Annotated in this window: 22 protein-coding genes; 11 read left to right on the top strand and 11 right to left on the bottom strand. The window is 60.1% G+C overall.

Annotated features, from left to right (window positions below; genetic code table 11):
• Positions 1-37: 37 nt before the first annotated feature.
• Both rhaS and PMI11_RS31975 read right to left on the bottom strand, forming a co-directional pair.
• Positions 38-1,033: a rhamnose ABC transporter substrate-binding protein gene (gene rhaS, locus PMI11_RS31980; protein ID WP_007825786.1), complete on the bottom strand. Its 996-nt coding sequence runs from the start codon at positions 1,031-1,033 to the stop codon at positions 38-40.
• 47 nt (positions 1,034-1,080) lie between these two features.
• A complete protein-coding gene (locus PMI11_RS31975; RefSeq protein ID WP_007825784.1) occupies positions 1,081-1,893 on the bottom strand; it encodes a DeoR/GlpR family DNA-binding transcription regulator in 813 nt (270 codons plus the stop codon).
• Between the two features lie 209 nt (positions 1,894-2,102).
• Between PMI11_RS31975 and PMI11_RS31970 the strand changes: the two genes are divergently transcribed.
• Together PMI11_RS31970 and rhaI are read left to right on the top strand one after the other, a co-directional pair.
• On the top strand, positions 2,103-4,199 hold the full coding sequence (locus PMI11_RS31970) for a bifunctional rhamnulose-1-phosphate aldolase/short-chain dehydrogenase (RefSeq protein WP_007825783.1): 2,097 nt from the start codon (positions 2,103-2,105) through the stop codon (positions 4,197-4,199).
• A 50-nt stretch (positions 4,200-4,249) separates the two neighbouring features.
• The gene (gene rhaI / locus PMI11_RS31965) at positions 4,250-5,542 is read left to right on the top strand and encodes an L-rhamnose catabolism isomerase (RefSeq protein WP_007825781.1); all 1,293 of its coding nucleotides are present in this window, start codon (positions 4,250-4,252) and stop codon (positions 5,540-5,542) included.
• Positions 5,543-5,560: 18 nt separating this feature from the next.
• Here the strand turns inward: rhaI and PMI11_RS31960 are convergent, their stop codons facing one another.
• From PMI11_RS31960 to PMI11_RS31945, 4 genes are all read right to left on the bottom strand, one after another.
• Complete coding sequence (locus PMI11_RS31960; RefSeq protein ID WP_007825779.1) at positions 5,561-6,019, bottom strand: carboxymuconolactone decarboxylase family protein; 459 nt, start codon at positions 6,017-6,019, stop codon at positions 5,561-5,563.
• A 130-nt stretch (positions 6,020-6,149) separates the two neighbouring features.
• Positions 6,150-7,418 carry a flavin monoamine oxidase family protein gene (locus PMI11_RS31955; protein ID WP_007825777.1) on the bottom strand — a complete coding sequence of 423 codons (1,269 nt, stop codon included), beginning with the start codon at positions 7,416-7,418 and terminating at the stop codon, positions 6,150-6,152.
• Between the two features lie 46 nt (positions 7,419-7,464).
• The gene (locus PMI11_RS31950) at positions 7,465-8,154 is read right to left on the bottom strand and encodes a RibD family protein (protein ID WP_007825775.1); all 690 of its coding nucleotides are present in this window, start codon (positions 8,152-8,154) and stop codon (positions 7,465-7,467) included.
• A gap of 32 nt (positions 8,155-8,186) precedes the next feature.
• A complete protein-coding gene (locus PMI11_RS31945; RefSeq protein WP_007825773.1) occupies positions 8,187-8,849 on the bottom strand; it encodes an HAD family hydrolase in 663 nt (220 codons plus the stop codon).
• Between the two features lie 165 nt (positions 8,850-9,014).
• On the opposite strand from PMI11_RS31945, the gene PMI11_RS31940 reads away from it, so the two are divergent.
• The 7 genes from PMI11_RS31940 to PMI11_RS31910 all read left to right on the top strand — a co-directional run bounded on the left by PMI11_RS31940 (position 9,015) and on the right by PMI11_RS31910 (position 15,298).
• A complete protein-coding gene (locus tag PMI11_RS31940) occupies positions 9,015-9,884 on the top strand; it encodes a sigma-70 family RNA polymerase sigma factor (RefSeq protein WP_007825771.1) in 870 nt (289 codons plus the stop codon).
• A 372-nt stretch (positions 9,885-10,256) separates the two neighbouring features.
• A complete protein-coding gene (locus tag PMI11_RS31935; protein WP_081493321.1) occupies positions 10,257-10,880 on the top strand; it encodes a c-type cytochrome in 624 nt (207 codons plus the stop codon).
• 8 nt (positions 10,881-10,888) lie between these two features.
• Positions 10,889-12,142: a cytochrome c gene (locus PMI11_RS31930; RefSeq protein WP_037072581.1), complete on the top strand. Its 1,254-nt coding sequence runs from the start codon at positions 10,889-10,891 to the stop codon at positions 12,140-12,142.
• A 7-nt stretch (positions 12,143-12,149) separates the two neighbouring features.
• On the top strand, positions 12,150-12,317 hold the full coding sequence (locus PMI11_RS37830) for a hypothetical protein (protein WP_007825765.1): 168 nt from the start codon (positions 12,150-12,152) through the stop codon (positions 12,315-12,317).
• Complete coding sequence (locus PMI11_RS31920; RefSeq protein ID WP_007825763.1) at positions 12,317-12,874, top strand: cytochrome c oxidase subunit II; 558 nt, start codon at positions 12,317-12,319, stop codon at positions 12,872-12,874. Before PMI11_RS37830 ends, PMI11_RS31920 begins: the two co-directional genes overlap by 1 nt.
• Positions 12,864-14,486, top strand: coding sequence for a b(o/a)3-type cytochrome-c oxidase subunit 1 (locus tag PMI11_RS31915; protein WP_007825761.1), 1,623 nt, complete (start codon positions 12,864-12,866; stop codon positions 14,484-14,486). The genes PMI11_RS31920 and PMI11_RS31915 overlap by 11 nt, the downstream gene beginning before the upstream one ends.
• Complete coding sequence (locus PMI11_RS31910) at positions 14,486-15,298, top strand: c-type cytochrome (protein WP_007825760.1); 813 nt, start codon at positions 14,486-14,488, stop codon at positions 15,296-15,298. Before PMI11_RS31915 ends, PMI11_RS31910 begins: the two co-directional genes overlap by 1 nt.
• Before the next feature lie 39 nt (positions 15,299-15,337).
• Here the strand turns inward: PMI11_RS31910 and PMI11_RS31905 are convergent, their stop codons facing one another.
• From PMI11_RS31905 to PMI11_RS31900, 3 genes are all read right to left on the bottom strand, one after another.
• On the bottom strand, positions 15,338-16,171 hold the full coding sequence (locus PMI11_RS31905) for an IclR family transcriptional regulator (protein WP_007825759.1): 834 nt from the start codon (positions 16,169-16,171) through the stop codon (positions 15,338-15,340).
• Between the two features lie 39 nt (positions 16,172-16,210).
• Positions 16,211-16,528: a hypothetical protein gene (locus tag PMI11_RS37540; RefSeq protein WP_157179718.1), complete on the bottom strand. Its 318-nt coding sequence runs from the start codon at positions 16,526-16,528 to the stop codon at positions 16,211-16,213.
• Positions 16,529-16,709: 181 nt separating this feature from the next.
• Positions 16,710-16,925 (bottom strand): hypothetical protein, encoded by a 216-nt coding sequence (locus PMI11_RS31900; RefSeq protein WP_007825758.1) that lies wholly within the window; start codon positions 16,923-16,925, stop codon positions 16,710-16,712.
• A gap of 130 nt (positions 16,926-17,055) precedes the next feature.
• Here PMI11_RS31900 and PMI11_RS31895 point away from each other — a divergent pair, with 130 nt between their 5' ends.
• Positions 17,056-17,679 carry a TetR/AcrR family transcriptional regulator gene (locus PMI11_RS31895; protein ID WP_007825757.1) on the top strand — a complete coding sequence of 208 codons (624 nt, stop codon included), beginning with the start codon at positions 17,056-17,058 and terminating at the stop codon, positions 17,677-17,679.
• Between the two features lie 84 nt (positions 17,680-17,763).
• The gene (locus PMI11_RS31890; protein ID WP_007825756.1) at positions 17,764-17,949 is read left to right on the top strand and encodes a hypothetical protein; all 186 of its coding nucleotides are present in this window, start codon (positions 17,764-17,766) and stop codon (positions 17,947-17,949) included.
• Here PMI11_RS31890 and PMI11_RS31885 read toward each other — a convergent pair.
• Positions 17,946-18,386: a DUF1810 domain-containing protein gene (locus PMI11_RS31885; protein WP_007825755.1), complete on the bottom strand. Its 441-nt coding sequence runs from the start codon at positions 18,384-18,386 to the stop codon at positions 17,946-17,948. The two genes, PMI11_RS31890 and PMI11_RS31885, sit on opposite strands and share 4 nt — an antisense overlap.
• Before the next feature lie 73 nt (positions 18,387-18,459).
• A complete protein-coding gene (locus tag PMI11_RS31880) occupies positions 18,460-18,753 on the bottom strand; it encodes a hypothetical protein (RefSeq protein ID WP_081493320.1) in 294 nt (97 codons plus the stop codon).
• Between the last annotated feature and the right edge of the window lie 86 nt (positions 18,754-18,839).

The raw sequence follows: 18,839 nt of genomic DNA, 5'->3' as shown, positions 1-18,839 counted from the left end.
GGCAGAGCCGCCGGGTGTCCGTTCATGATCTCTGAAATCAGAAGACCTTGGAGAACTGGTCGATGTTCGAGGCATTGTAGACGAAGGGATCGGCCATAGCGGCTTCGCCATTGTCGCCAATCTTGATCTTGCCCATGCGGCCGGCTTCGATTTCGCTGCCCGGCTTGCCATCGGCATCACCCTTTGCAAGGTGATAGGCGATCTGCGTTGCAGAATAGCCGAGGTCGATCGGGTTCCAAATCGCGAATTCCTTCGTAGCACCCGACTTGATCGCACCAGCCATTTCAGAGGGCAGGCCGAGACCGGTGACGTAGACCTTGCCGACCAGACCCTTGTCTTCGACGACCTTTGAAGCAGCCAGAACGCCGACCGTCGTCGGAGCGACGATGACCTTGACGTTCGGGTTGGACTTCAAGAGGCCTTCGGCTTCACGGTAGGACTTGTCCGACAGGTCGTCGCCGTAGACGGTGGTGACGAGGTTGAGGCCCGGGAAGTCCTTGAGCTGCTTCTTCATCTGGTCGATCCAGATGTTCTGGTTCGTCGAGGTCGTCGTTGCCGACAGGATGGCGAAGTCACCCTTGCCGCCATCAAGATGATCCTTGGCGAGCGTCAGGCACATCTTGCCGATCAGTTCGTTCGACGACGGGTTGAGCTGCAGGATGCGGCCTTCAGGGGCAACGCCGGAGTCCCAGGAAATAACCTTGATACCGCGCTGGGTAGCCTTCTTCAGCGCAGGAACGACGGCATCCGGGTCATTTGCCGAGATCGCGATGGCGTCAACGCCCTGAGCAATCAGCGAGTTGATCACTTCGATCTGGCCTTCGGCCGTCGTGCTCGTCGGACCGGTGTAGATGACTTCCACGCCGCCGAGTTCCTTGGCCGCTTCCTGGGCGCCCTTGTTGGCGGCGTCGAAGAAGCCGTTACCGAGCGACTTTACGACCAGGCCGATCTTGATGTCCTTGGCGCTTGCGGCGCCAGCCATCATGGCGACGGCAAAAGCCACACCGATTGCAAGTGTCTTTGCAAGTTTCATGTCATGTCCTCCCACTAAGATTTAGACTTCCACACCTCGCCGACGCCTCATGCGACCGACGAGGAATCCTCCTTCACGGCCTGGGCCACCGGGCTCGCCACCACGAGCCGGACTCCGGCATTCTCGATCATGCGAGACGCTTCCTCCGAGATGCCGTCATCGGTGATGACCACAGATACGCGGTCGAGCGGGCAAAGAATGAGGCTCGACCGGCGATTGAATTTGCTTGAATCGACCATGACGATGAGTTCATCGGCCTGGTGCATAAGTTTCTGCTCGCTCTGAATGATGAGGGCATCCGCTTCCATGATGCCGAGCGGGCCGACGCCCTGGGCGCCGATGAACATGCGCCGCGCATAGAAATTGCGGATCGCGTCATTGTCGAAGGGCGACAGGATCAGGCTCTGTTCGCGATAAATCGCGCCGCCCGGCACCGTCACCGTGTTCTTGGAGTGCTTCACCAGATGTTCGGCAATAGCGAAGGAATTGGTCATGACCTGCATGCGATGGCCGGCCATGTAATGCACCATCTGGAAGGTGGTCGTGCCGCCGTTGATGATAATCGCATCGCCCGCTTCACAGAGATCGACGGCCGCGCGTGCGATTGAGCGCTTTTTATCGATATTGACCGATTCTGATACTCGGAAGGGACGGCCCGCAAGATTTCCGAGCTGCGGGGGGTGCACGGCTTCCGCGCCGCCACGAACGCGCCGGATCTTGCCCTGCACGTGAAGAGCCGCAATGTCGCGCCTGATCGTCGCTTCAGAAGCGTCCGTCAGCTCGGAAATGTCCTGAATCGTAACGACGGACTTTTCCTGAACGGCGCTTAAGATAATGCGATGGCGTTCGCGTTCGTGCATTGGGCTCCTCCTCTTGTCATATTTATTTCGTATCCGTTAAAGCCTGTCAATCAGAAACGATCATAAATTTTCATACTGCGATGCAACATAATCGAATTTGATCGTTTTCGATTGACAAGCGCCATTTTGATGCGCGATACCGTGAGCGAAAGGGCGTCCTGATCGCGGCGCCCCACAGGCCTATACACAAGCCTATATGGGAGGATGACATGGCGGCAAAGGTTCGACTTCTCGAGAACCGGTGGGATGATGCTTATGCGGCGGGCCTCGATGAACCCGGCAAGCTTCTCTATCGCTCGAATCTCCTCGGCGCCGACAAGCGCATCACCAATTATGGTGGCGGCAATACCTCGGCCAAGGTCATGGAGACCGACCCGCTTGATGGTAGCAAGGTCAAGGTGCTCTGGGTCAAGGGCTCGGGCGGCGACGTCGGGACGATCAAGCTCGACGGGTTCGCGACCCTCTATCAGGATAAGCTGGAATCGCTGAAGGGCATCTACAAGGGTGTCGAGGACGAGGACCGCATGGTCGGCTTCCTGCCGCATTGCACCTTCAACCTGAATGCCCGCGCCGCCTCGATCGATACGCCGCTGCACGGCTTCGTGCCCTATACGCATGTCGACCACATGCATCCGGACGCCATCATCGCGATCGCCGCCTCCAAGAACTCCAGGGAATTGACCAAGCAGGTCTTCGGTGACGCGATCGGCTGGCTGCCCTGGCGCCGTCCGGGCTTCCAGCTCGGCCTCGATCTCGAAGCCTTCGTCAAGGCGAACCCTGACGCAAAGGGCGTCGTGCTCGAAAGCCACGGCCTCTTCACCTGGGACAACGATGCCAAGGCCTGCTACGAGCTGACGCTCGATATCATCAACAAGGCGATCGAATGGTTTGCCGGCCAGACTGAAGGCAAGACGATCTTCGGTGGCGCTGTCGTTGAAAGCCTGCCGGCGGCCGAACGCCGTGCCATCGCCGCCCGGCTGATGCCCGAAATTCGCGGCCGTATCGGCAAGCAGGAGCGCAAGCTCGGCCATTTCGACGATCAGGATGCGGTTCTGGAATTCGTCAATTCGAAAAATCTGCGCCCGCTCGGTGCGCTCGGCACCAGCTGCCCTGACCACTTCCTGCGCACCAAGATCCGCCCGCTGATCGTCGATCTCGATCCGGCAAAGCCCGATGTCGATGCGATCATCGCCGGCCTCGACAAGGCGCTTGAAGACTACCGCGCCGACTACGCCCGCTATTATAACGCCTGCAAGCATGACAACTCGCCTGCCATGCGTGACGCCAATCCGGTCATCTTCCTGGTGCCGGGCGTCGGCATGCTCTCCTTCGCCCGTGACAAGGCGACGGCGCGTATTGCCAGCGAATTCTACGTCAACGCCATCAACGTGATGCGCGGTTCCTCGACGGTCTCGGAATATCAGGGCCTGCCTGAGCAGGAAGCCTTCGACATCGAATATTGGCTGCTCGAAGAAGCCAAGCTGCAGCGCATGCCGAAGCCGAAGAGCCTGGCAGGCAAAGTTGCCTTCGTTACCGGTGGCGCCGGCGGCATCGGCCGCGCAACGGCCGCCCGTCTCGTCGGCGAGGGTGCCTGTGTGGTGCTTGCCGATATCGACCAGGAAGCACTTGAAAAAACCGAAGCCGAATTCGTGAAGAAGTACGGCGCCGATGCAGTGCGTACTTTGAAGCTCGACGTTACCAAGGAAGACGGCGTCATCGCCTCCTTCGCCGAATCCTGCATCGAATTCGGCGGCATCGATATCCTCGTTTCGAATGCCGGCATCGCTTCTTCGGCGCCGATCGAAACGACCGAATTGTCGACGTGGAACCGCAACATCGACATTCTGGCGACCGGCTATTTCCTCGTTTCGCGTGAGGCCTTCCGTCTGTTCCGCCGTCAGGCGCTGGGTGGCAATGTCGTCTTCATTGCATCGAAGAATGGTCTTGCCGCTTCGCCGAATGCGGCAGCCTATTGCACGGCAAAAGCTGCCGAAATCCATCTTGCCCGTTGCCTGGCGCTCGAAGGCGCAGAGGCGGGCATCCGCGTCAACACGGTCAATCCGGATGCCGTCCTTCGCGGCTCGAAGATCTGGAGCGGCGAGTGGCGTGAACAGCGCGCGGCCTCTTCGAAGATCGAAGTGGATGATCTGGAAGAACATTACCGCAAGCGTTCCATGTTGAAGCTCAACGTGTTCCCGGAAGACATCGCCGAAGCCGTCTACTTCCTGGCGTCGGATCTGTCGGCCAAGTCGACCGGCAATATCATCAATGTCGATGCCGGCAACGTTCAAAGCTTCACGCGCTGATAGCGAGCGGCGGGCACTGCCCGCCGCCGCAAAATCTCTGGGAGGAAGACATGGCTGAATTCAGGATTGCGCCGGATCTGGTCGCAACGGAAAATGACAAGCGCGCTGCTGCGCTGAAGGCTGACTACGAAGCGCTCGGCGCCACACTCGCCCGCCGCGGTGTCGAGATCGAGGCGATTACACGTAAGGTGTCCGAATTCACCGTCGCGGTCCCCTCCTGGGGTGTCGGCACCGGCGGTACGCGCTTTGCCCGCTTCCCGGGCACCGGCGAGCCGCGCGGTATCTTCGACAAGCTCGATGATTGCGCCGTGATCAACCAGCTGACGCAGGCAACGCCGACCGTTTCCCTGCATATTCCCTGGGACAAGACCGATGTGAAGGAGCTGAAGGCGAGGGGTAATGCGCTCGGCCTTAGCTTTGACGCAATGAACTCCAACACCTTCTCTGACGCGCCCGGCCAGAAGCTGACCTATAAATACGGTTCGCTCAGCCACACGGACGCGGCGACCCGTCAGCAGGCGATCGAGCATAATCTGGAATGCATCGAGATCGGCAAGGCGATCGGCTCCAAGGCGCTGACCGTCTGGATCGGTGACGGCTCCAACTTCCCCGGCCAGAGCAATTTCACCAAGGCCTTCGAGCGTTACCTTGCCTCGATGGCGGATATCTACAAGGCGCTGCCTGACGATTGGCGGCTCTTTTCCGAGCACAAGATGTACGAGCCGGCCTTCTATTCGACGGTCGTACAGGACTGGGGCAGCAACTATATGATCGCCCAGACGCTCGGTCCCAAGGCCTACTGCCTTGTCGACCTCGGCCACCATGCGCCGAACACTAATATCGAGATGATCGTCGCCCGGCTGATCCAGTTCGGCAAGCTCGGCGGCTTCCATTTCAACGATTCGAAGTATGGCGACGATGACCTTGACGCCGGTTCGATCGAGCCCTACCGCCTGTTCCTCGTCTTCAACGAGCTCGTGGATGCCGAAGCCCGTGGCGTCAACGATTTCCATCCGGCCCATATGATCGACCAGTCGCACAATGTGACAGATCCGATCGAAAGCCTGATCAACAGCGCCAACGAAATCCGTCGCGCCTACGCGCAGGCGCTGATCGTCGACCGCAAGGCGCTCGATGGCTACCAGCATGACAATGACGCGTTGATGGCGTCCGAAACGCTGAAGCGCGCCTATCGCGCCGATGTCGAGCCGATCCTGGCCGAAGCCCGTCGCCGCGCCGGCGGTGCGATCGACCCGATCGCCGCCTACCGCGCCAGCGGCTACCGCAAAAAAGTAGCCGCCGAGCGCCCCGCCTCCGTCTCCGGCGGCGGGGGTATCATCTGAATGAATGGAAGCCGTTGATCACGGCTTCCATTGGCCTGCAACTTGCCGGGTGGCGACGTTCAGCCGGTTCCAGACATTGATATTGGCAATTGCGATGACGAGGGCCGCAAGGCTCTTGCCGTCGTAGTGACGGGTGCATTCCTCCCAGACCTCATCCGGCACCGGATCGGCGCGGTCGCTGAGGCGGGTAACGTCCTCCGTCAGCGCCAGTGCTGCGCGTTCGGCATAGCTGTAGTAAGGGGCTTCGCGCCAGCCGGCGACGGCAAAGAGCCGCTCGTCGGTCTCACCGTGTTTGCGGGCAATGCGCCAATGGCCGTCGATGCAAACGCTGCAGCCGTTGATCTGGCTGGCGCGCAGATAGATGATCTCCAGGAATCCTGGCGCAAGCCCGGCCGTGGCCGGCAGTTTGCCAAGAGCATTCAGTGCCTGCATGGCTTCCGGGATGACGAGGGCTGGGTTTCCCATTCTCTCTTGCATGTTCAATCTCCTGATGACGTGTTCCGTTTGACGCAGCGCCGGCTGGTTGCCGGTTTTCGTTCGTCATAGGCTTGACGGATCAGGATCGGGGAGTGTGACCGAACGGCAAGAAAAATGCTTGCGGCCGGATCTAGCGGCGGTCGGCGCGCGAGGCTTTGACGCGAACCACTCGTGATGCCATCGCCTCGTCGGCCGCGCGTTGCCCGCTCTGATAGGCGCCATGAGCCGTCGAAAAATCGGTCGTATGCGTTGCTTCGCCAGCGAAGAAAACCCTGCCGTCAAAGGATTGGGCGAGTTGCAGGCGTGTGTTTGCGTGGCCGGGCAGGGCATGGCTGTAGCCGCCGCCGATGGAAAGCGTGCCCGCCCAGTTCGAAGCCGCAAGCGGCTTGAGATATTTCCGCGTGTCCGAGCCGAAGAGACCGGCAAGCTGGTTGATCGCTTGGTCGAAGGCGGCTTCGCGGCCCATCGTGAAAGCAGCCCGGGCGCCGGCTCCCCCGAGGAAACATTCGAGCACCGGCTGGCCGAAGGGTCGGATATAATAGGCGCCGGTCATACTGTCATGCGGATCGCCGAGCACATGGGTCTCGTCCTCGAAAGGACCGCCGTCAAGGACCTCGAAATAGAATTTTTCATTGTTGCCGAGCGGCAGAAGCGACGCTGCCTGCCGCCATGGATCGAGCGCCCCCGGAAGCTTGATCGCACCGCCCGCGAGAACATTCGAAGAGATGGTGAAGATGACGGCACTCGTCCTAATCGTCCCGGCGGAGGTCTGCAGGACGATCTTTCGTTCGCTCAGGTCAAGGCCTTCCAGAGGCGAGCCGAGCCGCAACTCCACCTCGGCTGGAAGCGCCGAGGTAATCAGATGCCCGTAACCGTCAGCGACACGCCAGTTATTCTCCGTGGAGGCATCGTCATAGGCGACGTAATCCGTCACAGAAATGCGCTCCAGCTCGTCTCCCGAGATATAGCCGCTCAGCGCCTGCAAATAGGGCGTCCAGGGGGAGTTCGGGTTGAGCGCATCGGATGCGCGGTCGGACGCGGGCGGATTTTTGCGGATGTCTTCGTTCCAGAGCGCAAAGGCGTTTCGTGCTGCGGCGCGATCCTTGCTGGAGAAGCCGAGCTCCTTGAATTGCTCGCCCCAGGCCGTGACGCGGCGGTCGACGACAAAACCCAGTTCAGCGGCGATCCCGGTCCAGGGATTGCGATCTGCCGAATGCAGCCATCCGCAACCGAGATCGACCGGCCCGGCGCTCGTGGCATAGGTCCAAGCCCTTCCGCCTGCGCGCGGCAGTTGCTCGATGATCACGGTGGAATAACCGTGGCCGCTGAGGCGTCGTGCCGCTCCGATCCCGGCAGCTCCTGCGCCGACGACAACGATATCCGGATCAGAGGTGGTCATGGACGTGGATATAGCGCCTCGTATCTGCAGCTGTCCATCATCCCTGTCAGGCATGGACCTTATAGCGCAGGGCGACAGCGCCGTTGTCTTTCGTCTCGGCGGAGATCAGCGATAGCTGCATCTTGCCCGCCAGTCCGCCTTCGAAGGTGACGACAGGCTGGCCGCCGCTGGCGTCCAGGGCCGGCGCGACCAGCAGATAGAACTCATCGATCAGCCCCGCAGCAAAGAAGGCGCCGTTGATCGCGGCGCCGCCTTCGAGCAGCAGTTTGCGGATGCCGAGTTCCTTGTTCAACGCATCGAGCGCTGCGGGCAGGTCGATCTCAACTGACGGCGAGACGATGTAGGAGATGCCATCGGCGGCGAGTTCCGCAAGATGCGTGTCCGGCACGTTATTGCCGAGGACGACGACGATATGGTCGCCATCGATGTCGGGCCGCGTGAAATGCAGTTTGCCCGATGTGTCGAGGGCGATCGCGTAGTTATTTGCCTTGCGATCAGCAAAATGGTTCGGCCGTTCGACAGAGCTGGCAGATTGCGGTGGATGCGGCTCTCCCTTGGCCATTTCAGCCATGGTCACGCGCCCGACGATCCAGGCGTCGCCCTGCAGATATTCATGTGCCTTCTGATAGAGAGCCGTCCATTCCCTGCGGCCGCCATCTGGGCTTTCCGTCCACTTGCTCGGGTGCAGGCCGCCGTCAAGTGACGACATCATCATGCAGACGATTTCCGGTTTCATGGCAATTCCTTTCCGGCGGATGCGACCGGTAATCAGAACTTGATCGAAAGGTGGCCGCTGTCAGCAATGACAACGGTCGCGTCGGCATAATGTTCGATCTCGGGATAGCCCTGCAGCGAGTGCTTGTGGCCGGCAGCGGTGATGACCATGACGTCGGCTCCAGCTGCTAGTCCCGCCTTCACGCCGGCTTCGACGTCTTCAAAGACCAGGCATTCATGCGTCGCAAAGCCGAGCTTTTCAGCGCCGAGGATATAGCATTGCGGGTCGGGTTTGCCGATTGTCACGTCTTCCGCTGTCACGATAGCCTGCGGCATTGGCAGCCCGGCTGCCTCGAGCCGCCGCTCCGCAAGGCGACGCGGCGAAGAGGTGACGATGGTCCACCGGTTTGGCGGAAGCGACGCCAGGAAATCGGCGGCACCCGGCAGTGCGATGACGCCTTCGACATCCTGGATTTCCTCTTCGGTGATCTGTGCAGCTTCTGCTTCTGCATCGACGCCCGGAAGGTTCAGCCGCCGGATCGTGTCGATACCGCGCGATCCGTGCATGATCGGCAGGAATTTTTCCACATCCAGCCCGTGCCGCTCGGCCCAGCGTCCCCAGACGCGCTCTGCTGACGCTGTCGAGCTCAGGATCGTACCATCCATGTCAAACAGGAAGGCGGCATATTGTTTTGAATTGTCAGATCGGAAGGACATCGGGGAACACCATAGGGAGGGATATGCGCGCCATCAGCCAACGAAAAATGCGGCAGGTCAAGTCGCCAGTAAAATTTCATGGGACTTGATGCGATGCTGCTCCTGTCACATCGTCTCGCTTCCGTTCGTCATGGTCTTTGACGCAACAGGATGAGGAATGGACCGATGGACGAGAAAAATTGGCTGGCCGATGAATTCGAGGCGAACCGTGAGCATCTACGGGTCGTCGCCTTCCGCATGCTCGGCTCCCGCGCAGAAGCTGAGGATGCGGTGCAGGAGGCGTGGCTGCGCCTGACAAGGTCGGACAGAGGCAGCGTCGATAATCTCGGCGGCTGGTTGACGACGGTCGTGGCGCGCATCTGCCTGGACATGCTGCGTTCGCGCAAGACACGCCGCGAAGAGCCTCTCGACTTGCCGGCGCACGGCGCGATCGTGGATATCGCCAGCAATCCGGAGCGCGAAGCAGCTTTCGCCGATTCGGTCGGCATCGCGCTGCTCGTCGTCCTGCAAACCCTTTCGCCGGCCGAACGCGTCGCCTTCGTGCTGCACGACATGTTCGATCTCCCCTTCGAAGAGATTGCCGCAGTCATCGGGCGAAGTGCCGCCGCCGCCCGGCAGCTTGCCAGCCGCGCCCGGCGCAGGGTACAGGGGCAACCGGAAACGCCGGACGTCGATCTCGCTCGCAAGCGGAGCATAGCCGAAGCCTTCCTCATCGCCTCCCGGAACGGCGATCTGGAAGGGTTGATTGCGGTCCTTGCGCCGGATGCCGTCTTCCTGCCGGATGCAGCCGCGACCCGTCTTGGCAATGTTGTTCCGCTTCGCGGTGCCGGTGTGATCGCCGAGAGCTTCAAGGGACGGGCAACGTCGGCAAAGGTCGCGCTTGTCGATGGCGAAATCGGTCTCGTTGTGTTTATCGAGGGGCAGTTGCGCGTCGTCCTGGCGCTGAGTTTTGACGGCGACAGGATCTCGACGGTCGATGCGATCGCCGATCCGGGTCATCTGCGCGATATCGGCTATTCGATCCTCGAAGGCTAGCGATCACAATCAGTGAGTTTTTTCAAACAGGCGGCCTCCGATTGGGTTGCCTGGCCCCGAAACTAGATCAAAAGGGGGCAATTCCGGACTTATCAAAAATCGCTAATATCAATTGGTTCGCCCGCTTTCTTGACTTTTGTCAAGGCGAGGATTGTCGAATACGGTTACTTATTCGGCGCGGGCCGGATAGAATCTCTGCCCTGTCGATATCGTGCCTTTCTGGGTTTCCGCCCATCGAGATTTTTCACTGTCCTGTGATCGTGCTTCGGAGGAAACGTAGTGCTCATACGAGAGGCCTTCCTGGCATGCTGTCTTTTCTTCCTGGGCGCAAGCGTGACGTCTGCCCAGGAAGCCAAGGCCTACCCAGCCGATATGGGAGAGCGTGTTCAAGCCTGCACTCCATGCCACGGTGTGGAAGGGAAGGGCACAAATGACCCCTATTTCCCGCGGCTTGCGGGCAAGCCGGCCGGATATCTCTACAACCAGTTGGAAGCCTTCAAATCGGGCAGGCGGAAATATCCGCCGATGAACTATCTGCTCGCTTATTTGACGGATGATTATCTGCGGCAGTTTGCAGAATATTTCGCCGATCAGCGACCGGCTCTGCCGGAACAGTCTCCACCTGACGTCAGTCAGGCGGCGCTCGATCACGGGCATGTGCTTGTCACGCAAGGCGACCTCAATCGCTCGATCCCGGCTTGCGTCAGCTGTCACGGCGGCGCGCTGACGGGGCAGTCGCCCGGAATCCCCGGACTTCTCGGACTGCGGGCGAGCTATATCAGCGCACAGCTTGGCGGATGGCGCTATGGCACGCGCACGGCGATCGCACCTGACTGCATGCAGCTTGTGGCCGGCCACCTCACGGAAGACGACGTGCGTGCCGTCGCAGCCTATCTCGCCAATCAGCGGCAGCCTGCCGACCCTGCTCCGTCTCCTGCCGGATCGTACTCTCTGCCTTTTGCCTGCGGCAGCCAGCCGGAGGGCAACAAGCCATGAGCGCGCATATGAAAATTTTGCCGGCCCTTGCCCTGTCGTCGATGGTGGCGCTTGTGGCAGCCCTTTCGCCTGTTGCCGCGCAGTCTCCGCAGCCGGACGACTCCTCCGACGTAGTCAGAAAGGGAGAATATCTCGCGCGCGCCGGAGACTGCGTGGCCTGCCATACGGCGCCCGACGGAAAGCTCTTCTCAGGCGGGCGTGCCATGCCCACGCCGTTCGGCACGCTTTATACATCGAACATCACGCCGGATGAGACCGGCATCGGCAAATGGTCCGCCGACGACTTCTATAACACGATGCATCACGGCCGTTACCCGGATGGTGGCCTGCTCTATCCCGCCATGCCGTTCGCCTCCTATACCAAGGTCACCCGCGAGGACAGCGACGCGATCTTCGCCTATCTGAAGACGATCGCGCCGGTGCATCAGCCGAACCGTCCGCACGAGCTCGATTTTCCCTATAACAACCGCTCGCTCATTCTGGGATGGAGAACGCTCTTCTTCAACGAGGGCGAATTCAAGCAGGATGCCAAGCAATCCGACGAATGGAACCGGGGCGCCTATCTGGTCGAGGGCCTCGGACATTGCGGCATGTGCCATACGCCAATCAATGCACTTGGCGGAAGCCGCGAATCGGAAGCCTTCCAGGGCGGGCTGATACCGATGCAGGACTGGTATGCGCCATCGCTGACTTCCAACAAGGAGGCGGGGCTCGGCGACTGGTCAATCGAGGAGATTTCCGACCTCCTGCAGAAGGGTATTTCAACGCGCGGCGCTGTCTATGGCCCGATGGCGGAGGTGGTCTTCAACAGCCTTCAGTATATGACCGATGAGGACATCCGGGCGATGGCCGTCTACCTGAAAAGCATTGCGCAGGACGAGCCGACGCCGCCTCGCTCATCCGTCAGAACCGAAGAGGCAAGTCTTCTCATCAGTCTCGGCAAGTCGGTCTATGACAAGCAGTGCGCGAGCTGTCATGGCGCGCAGGGGGAAGGCCGGCCGCCGCATTATCCCTTGCTCGCCGGTAACCAGTCGATCCAGATGGAGTCGGCCGTGAACGGCATACGCATGGTGCTCAACGGTGGTTATCCGCCTGCGACCGAAAAGAATCCCATGCCGCACGGCATGCCGCCCTTTGCCGTAACGCTTTCGGACGACGAGGTGGCTGCCGTGGTGTCCTACATCCGCACCGCATGGGGCAATCGCGGCACGCCGGTCACCGCGGCCGAGGCGAACAAACTTCGTTCTGCTCCACTTCAGTGAGGACGCCATGATCAATTCGGAAGATCTTGCAGACGCGCCTGACGACGCCCTCGTCGAACAGATCGTCGCAGAGGGACCACGCGGCGCTGTCGTTGTCGCAGGGATAGCGACCGCGGTCGTCGTTCTCATGTGGATCCTTTTCTATCTGCTCGTGTTCGTGCCCAGGAGCGGCTGATGACCGATATGCATAACCAGGCAGCGGCAGTTTCAGAGCGCGTCGAGCGACGCTGGGCGACAGTTGCAGTCCTCATCATCGTCTTTCTGGCAGGGATGGCGGCTTTCGCAGGCATTCACAATGCCACGATGCCGCAGACGAGTGTCGAGACGATTGATCCCACGACCATTCACCTGGCGGGTGAGTTCATCGAATCGAATCTCGGTAGCGCGATCGAAGCTGACGGCTCGGTGACGGTGCGGGCGATCGGTCAGCAATATTCCTTCTCGCCGCCCTGCATCGTCGTACCTGCCGCGACGCCGATCACCTTTCGGGCCACCAGTGCTGACGTCGTGCATGGCTTCCTCATTCAGGGCACCAATATCAATACGATGCTCGTGCCGGGCTACATATCCATCCAGAAGGCGAGCTTTGCAGCGCCCGGCGACCATCTGATGCCTTGCCAGGAGTTCTGCAGCGTCGGCCATGAAGGCATGTGGGCGAGAGTCAAGGTCGTGGATAAGCAACAGTTCCTCTCGGAAATGGCGGACAAGAGGAGGCTTTCCTGTGCTCCATAATCGCAGATTGATCCTTGCGCATTTCTGGCTCGCCTTTGTGGTTTTCGGGCTGGCTCTGTTGCTCGGCGCGTGGCAGATGTATGTCCGCAGCCCGTTGTCTCCCTGGGTGAACAATCCGGAATGGTATTACCGTTCGCTGACGGCGCACGGCACTGTCATGGGCTATGTGTTCCCGACCCTTGTGGCGATGGCCTTCGGTTATGCGATCAGCGAGTCTTCCCTGAGGCAGAACCTGGTCGGTGTGCGCTGCGCGTGGGCCGGGTTCTGGCTGATCGCCGTCGGCTCCGTCATCGCGATGATCCCGGTGGCCTTGGGCATGGCCTCCGTCCTCTATACTTTCTACCCGCCGCTGATCGGCAGTCCGTTCTACTATATCGGCGTCGTGATGGTCGTCGTCGGTTCCTGGATATGGGTGGCGTTGATGTCCGTCAATCTGGGCATCTGGAAAAAGGCCAATCCGGGCGTTCCGGTCCCGCTGCCGATGTTTGCCAACGTCGCGGGCTCCTATCTTTGGGGCTGGACCGCGGTGGGCGCGGCGCTTGAGCTTCTGCTGCAGATCATTCCCGTGGCGCTGGGCTTCAAGTCGACGATTGATGCAGGCCTTGCCCGTATATTCTTCTCGTGGACATTGCACGCCATCGTCTACTTCTGGCTGATGCCGACCTATATCGCCTATTACACCATCGTGCCGCGGTCGATCGGCGGGCGGATCTACAGCGATACAATGGCACGGATTTCCTTCATTCTGTTCCTGGTCGTCGCAATGCCGATCGGCATCCATCACGCCTTTGCCGATCCCCAGGTCGGCGCCGGCTTCAAGTTCATCCACTCCGCTTTCACCGCGCTTGTGGCACTTCCGACCCTGCTCACTGTCTTTACCATCTGCGCTTCGGTGGAGATTGCCGCCCGCGCACGCGGTGGCCGGGGCATCTTCGGCTGGCTGAAGGTGCTGCCGTGGCGCAATCCGATGATGCTGGCGGTGACATTCTCCTTCATCATGCTCGGCTTCGGCGGTGCGGGCGGCCTCATCAATATGAGTTATCAGCTCGATACGTCGATCCACAACACGCAGTGGATAACTGGGCACTTCCATCTCATCTTCGGCGGCGCCATCGTCATCATGTATTTTGCGATCGCCTACGATCTTTGGCCCCATTTGACCGGTCGCCCGATTGTGAGCCTCGGGCTCGTCAGGCTGCAGCTCTGGCTCTGGTTCATCGGAATGATCGTGACGACATTCCCCTGGCACTATGTCGGTATCCTCGGCATGCCGCGCCGAATGTCATTCTTCGACTATACGGATCCGGCCCTCGCCAACGAGGCTCTATCTGTCGTGTTCTCCGTCTTCGGCGGCTTCATTCTCGTCGCGGCGGGAATTCTCTTCATTGCCATCCTGGTCCGCACCCAGTTTGCGGAACCGAGGCAGCCTGAGGAATATCGCTTCGCAATCGCCGTCCATCCGCCGACCAGGGTGCCCGCGGCGCTCAACAGCTATAGTCTCTGGATCGCCCTGATGATCGGGCTGACCATCACGAATTACGGATATCCAATCCTTCAGCTCGCCGTGCGCGACGATACATCTGTGCCTGCAGTCTATGTGGGAGAGCGATGATGCCTCGTGAAAAGATGATCAGCTTCCGCAATCGCTGGACAGTCACGAGCGTGACTGTCACGGCGGGGATCTTCGTCGTAGCGGCAGGTTTGGGCTTCGTGCTGCTGCCGCGCCTGGAGGCAGGAGAGCGGGTAGCGGGCATCTGGGATTCCATCTGCCGGGCCGCCGGATTGCCGCGGCCGGGAACGCCTTCAGAAACAATCAAACCGGACTACAAGACATCCCTGGTCAAGGTTGCGACGGCGGTGCCGAGAAAGCGGGACGAGGAGGCGATCGGGCGGGGCGCAACGCTGGCCCAGCAATGTGCGATCTGTCATGGCCCGACGGGCATCAGCCGTGCCGACTCTCCCAACCTCGCGGGGCAGTATGCGAGCGTCATCTACAAGCAGCTTCGTGACTTCAAGGACGGTGTGCGTGTCAACGCCGTCATGAGCCCATTTGCCGTAAAGCTGACCGAGCAGGACATGCAGGATCTGGCTGCCTATTATTCCTACCTGCCGCGACTTCCTGGCTTCCATCCGCCTGGCAGCAATCCGGTGCCGCGGATCGTCGCCAGCGGCGCGCCGACACGCGGCATTGCGCCTTGTGGTTCGTGTCACGGCAGTATCGAGAACAAGCTCGGCAGTCCGTGGCTCGAAGGCCAGTCGGAATTGTACCTGAAGACGCAGCTTCTGGCCTTCGTATCCGGGTCGCGGCAGAACGACATCAGCAGCCAAATGCGCAATGTCGCCCGCGCGATGACGCCGGAAGAGATCGATGAGGCAGCGAAATACTATGCGAACAAGGAGCCGCCCTTCCTCGCGAACCAATGACGGTCCGGACGGCACTTGCCGTGAGACTGAGGCCGGCGCTTAATGGCTGCGCCAGCCCATCAGCTTTTCGATGCGCTCAGCCGAGTTGCGCACCTGTGCTGTATAATGGCCTTCATCCGAAAAGGCCTTTTGCTCCGGCAGAACGATGGAAATGGTGGCGACACACTGGCCCTCACGATCGCAGATCGGCGAGGCGATGCAGGCAACCGCATAATCGGATTCGCCAGCCTGGATCGATAGGCGCGATTCAAAGGCCTTTCCGGCGGCTTCCGAGAGAGTGGCGGGATCGATTTCCGCGCGTCCCGTCGGTGATGAGCGGGCGCAGCGCTTGAAGAGTTCGACACGTTCGTCTTCTTGCAGATGTCCGACCAGCAAGCGGCCAGACGCTGTCCAGTTGAGCGGCACACGGGTGCCGACGCGGGAGGCGACCTGGAAATGGCTGGGGCCATCGGCCATGGCGAGAACCAGCATGAAATCGCCGTCACGGCCGCAGACCTGAACAGTCTCGCCGGCCTGCCGGCAGAGGTCGTGCATTTCGTGCGTCGCGACGCTCATGAAATCGAGCGATCGCGCATAGGCGAGGCCATAGTGATAGAGCCGCGAGCCGAGCCAGATCGAACCGTCGGATTGGCGCGTCAGCATGTTCTTTTCGACGAGGTCGTCAACGATGACATAGACGGTTGAAAGCGGTGCCTTTACGGCCTTGGCGATGGCATAGACGCCGGCCGGCGATCCCGTCTCGTAAAGATGGTCGATCACCTGCAGCGCGCGGTCAATACCGCTGACGCGTGCACGGCGCGCGCCCTTGGCGCCGGTCTCTTCGGCCGGGCCTTCATCTTCGGAGTGGATTGCGGGTGATGTCTTTCCGTCCAATTCAACATACCTCTGATATCATGCGAACCTGTTACATTACTATGGCATAGCCGTTTGCGAAGCAAATCGCAAAATCTTTGGATATAAAAACCTTTGGTAGCTGCCGCAGATAATTCTTGAAGGGCGGCGAGTGGTGTCGCCAGATATGCTGCGATTGCAGGCGACAAATCTATTTGCGGGCACCTTATCCTGCATCGTCGATGCGAGAACCGGAACAACAAGCCGCAGCCCGAGTTTTCGTCCCATCAGCGATACCGACTGATCGGATGTGGGCCAAGTCTCCTGCCAGACATTGCGGTCAGCGGTGGCGAGCCCCTTTTGCGGCTTGCCGAAGCCACCGCCGGTGCGTGTCGTCATGAAGACGGCGTCGCCGGCGGCGGCGAGCGTCTCTTGGTCGCAAGAATATATATTCGGGAAATTAATGTGGACGTGCGCGCTCGTCACGTCGCAAGGGCTGCCGCCTGTTGACAGCGGCAGCCCGTCTGGGAACAGGGCTTATCCCCAGTGCCGATCGGGCCTTGTAGGGCCAGCGGTCAGATCAGCCGAAGCAGGGCATCGCCGGCAGATTGGCGCGGCTGGCAAAGGACCCGATCATTTCGCTCACCGTGGAGGGACGCGGCTCGCGTTTGTGTGCGGCGGTCTCAAGGAGTTGCTTGAAGTCTTCAAGCTTCACGCCATCGGCGCGGAGCACCATGGCGATCAGCGGGTCGCGAAGGGCTTCGGAAATGGTCAAATCTTCTCTGGTCTTTCTCATGGTACGGTCCTCCTTTCGTGGGCGGTCGCCCGTGTTCCACTCCTGCTGCCAAGCGCTCTTGGCATTGACTTCTGCAAGGAGTGGTGTTACCGGTAAGTAACAATGCATTTGTTACCGATCGGTCACATCGATGTCAAGGACTTCGTCCGCGAAAAAATCAGAATCATTGAATGAAATCTCCGCAGCTGCTTCAGACGATCGAATCCCCCCGCGGGAGCGTATTGTCTCGACCGCTTCGGAGCTTTTCCGTGAACGCGGCATTCGTGGCATCGGCGTCGATGCCATTGCGGATGCGGCTGCCACCAACAAGATGACCCTCTATCGGCATTTTGGCTCCAAGGATGAACTGGTCTGCGAGACGCTGCGCCGCGCCTCCGAAAAGGCCGAGAAGATCTGGCGCGATCTCGAAGCCGCCCATCCCGGCGACGCGCGCGGCCAGCTGCTTGCCTGGGTCGAGGATCGGGCTCACTGTCTGAGCGGCGAGCCCGCAGGTTGCGATCTCGCCAATGCCGCGATCGAATTGAAGGGCGAAGGCCATCCGGCGCACGAGTTGATCGAGCGCCACAAGGCGATGCAGCGCAACCGTCTTGCGGCACTTTGCGTGGCTGCCGGCGCGCGCGAGCCGGAACTTCTTGCCGACACGCTGACGCTCCTGCTCGAAGGCGCGCGCGTTACCCGCCAGGCCATGACGGACGGGGGCTGTTCCTGCCATTTCGAAAAAGCTTGCAACGTGGCGATTTCCGCCTTCGGCTGATATTGACGCGGCCAGGGAACCCAGGCTGGAACCTTGGAGTGGTATAGCCGTTTCTGCTGATCTGGGAGCAATCTGGAGGCAGAGATGAATTACACTTATCTCCGACGCCTGTATGCGAGACGTGCCGAGCTTGAAGCCAAGCTCGAATTGCACGACGCACGTTATTGCTTTGGCGAAGAGGAAGTAGACGACGGGACGGAAAACGATCTGAAACAGCGCATCCAGGAAATCTCCGAGGAGATTGCGGCGCTGGAGTATTCTCCTGGCTAGTCGTTGCCGGCGCTCAGGATGGAAATTGTCCGTTCGTCGAATTTCCCGTCGTAAAAATGATCGATCGTTTTGTGAAAGGGCGAGCCGTGATCGCTGACCGCGGCAAACAGCGTCATGGACGAGCGCAGCTTCAGATCATCCGGGGAGCCCATGATATCATGAGCGCTGCGGTCATTGACGGAGAGGATTGCCTCGACACAGCGCAAAAGGCGGCTGCCGAGGATCGGATCAGCGAGATAGGCTGAGGCTTCCTCCGCGGAGCGAATGGCATATTTCTCCGCCATGGAAGACGTTCCGAGACCAGCGATTTGGGGGAAGATGAACCACATCCAGTGAGAGCGCTTGCGGCCAGCTTCCAGCTCCGCAAGAGCCTGTTTGTATATACCGTTCTGCGCTTCGATGAAGCGGTGGAGGTCATAGTCTACGTCACCGGCCATGGCTCTTTCCCGTTCCTATGCTTCTCATGCACGTCAGACGAAAAATTCCATGCCCGGCGAAAATTGCTGGCTCTTAGCAGACCTTGTCTGCGTAGGGGCTCGTTTCACGGCAATGGCCGTAGCGCTGGTGGTGCGGCACCAGACTATCACCCGGAGGTGCCTGCTCTTCAATAGCCGAGGTCGTCATCGGATCGGTCGCTGATGTCTGTGCCGACGGTGCTGTGAAGCCTACAAAGCTCAGCAGTACGAGGGCGCCTACGACCACGATCCGCTCCAGGACCGACAGCTTCTGTGCGCTGACGTGGTCGGCGTAGTCGCGTTCAGCTTCGCCGTAGCTCACGTCCTCCTTCACATGCTGGTGCACCATATCCTGGTGACCGGAGGTCCAAGTTTCAGATTGTGTCATTTCAAGTCTCCTGCAATGCACCGGGATGCGGCTTGGGAAGGCAAGCT

Source organism: Rhizobium sp. CF142 (assembly GCF_000281145.1).
In the GTDB taxonomy this organism is placed as follows: domain Bacteria; phylum Pseudomonadota; class Alphaproteobacteria; order Rhizobiales; family Rhizobiaceae; genus Rhizobium.
Note: the sequence above shows the minus strand (reverse complement) of the source record. Positions and strands in the feature narration are given on the sequence as shown.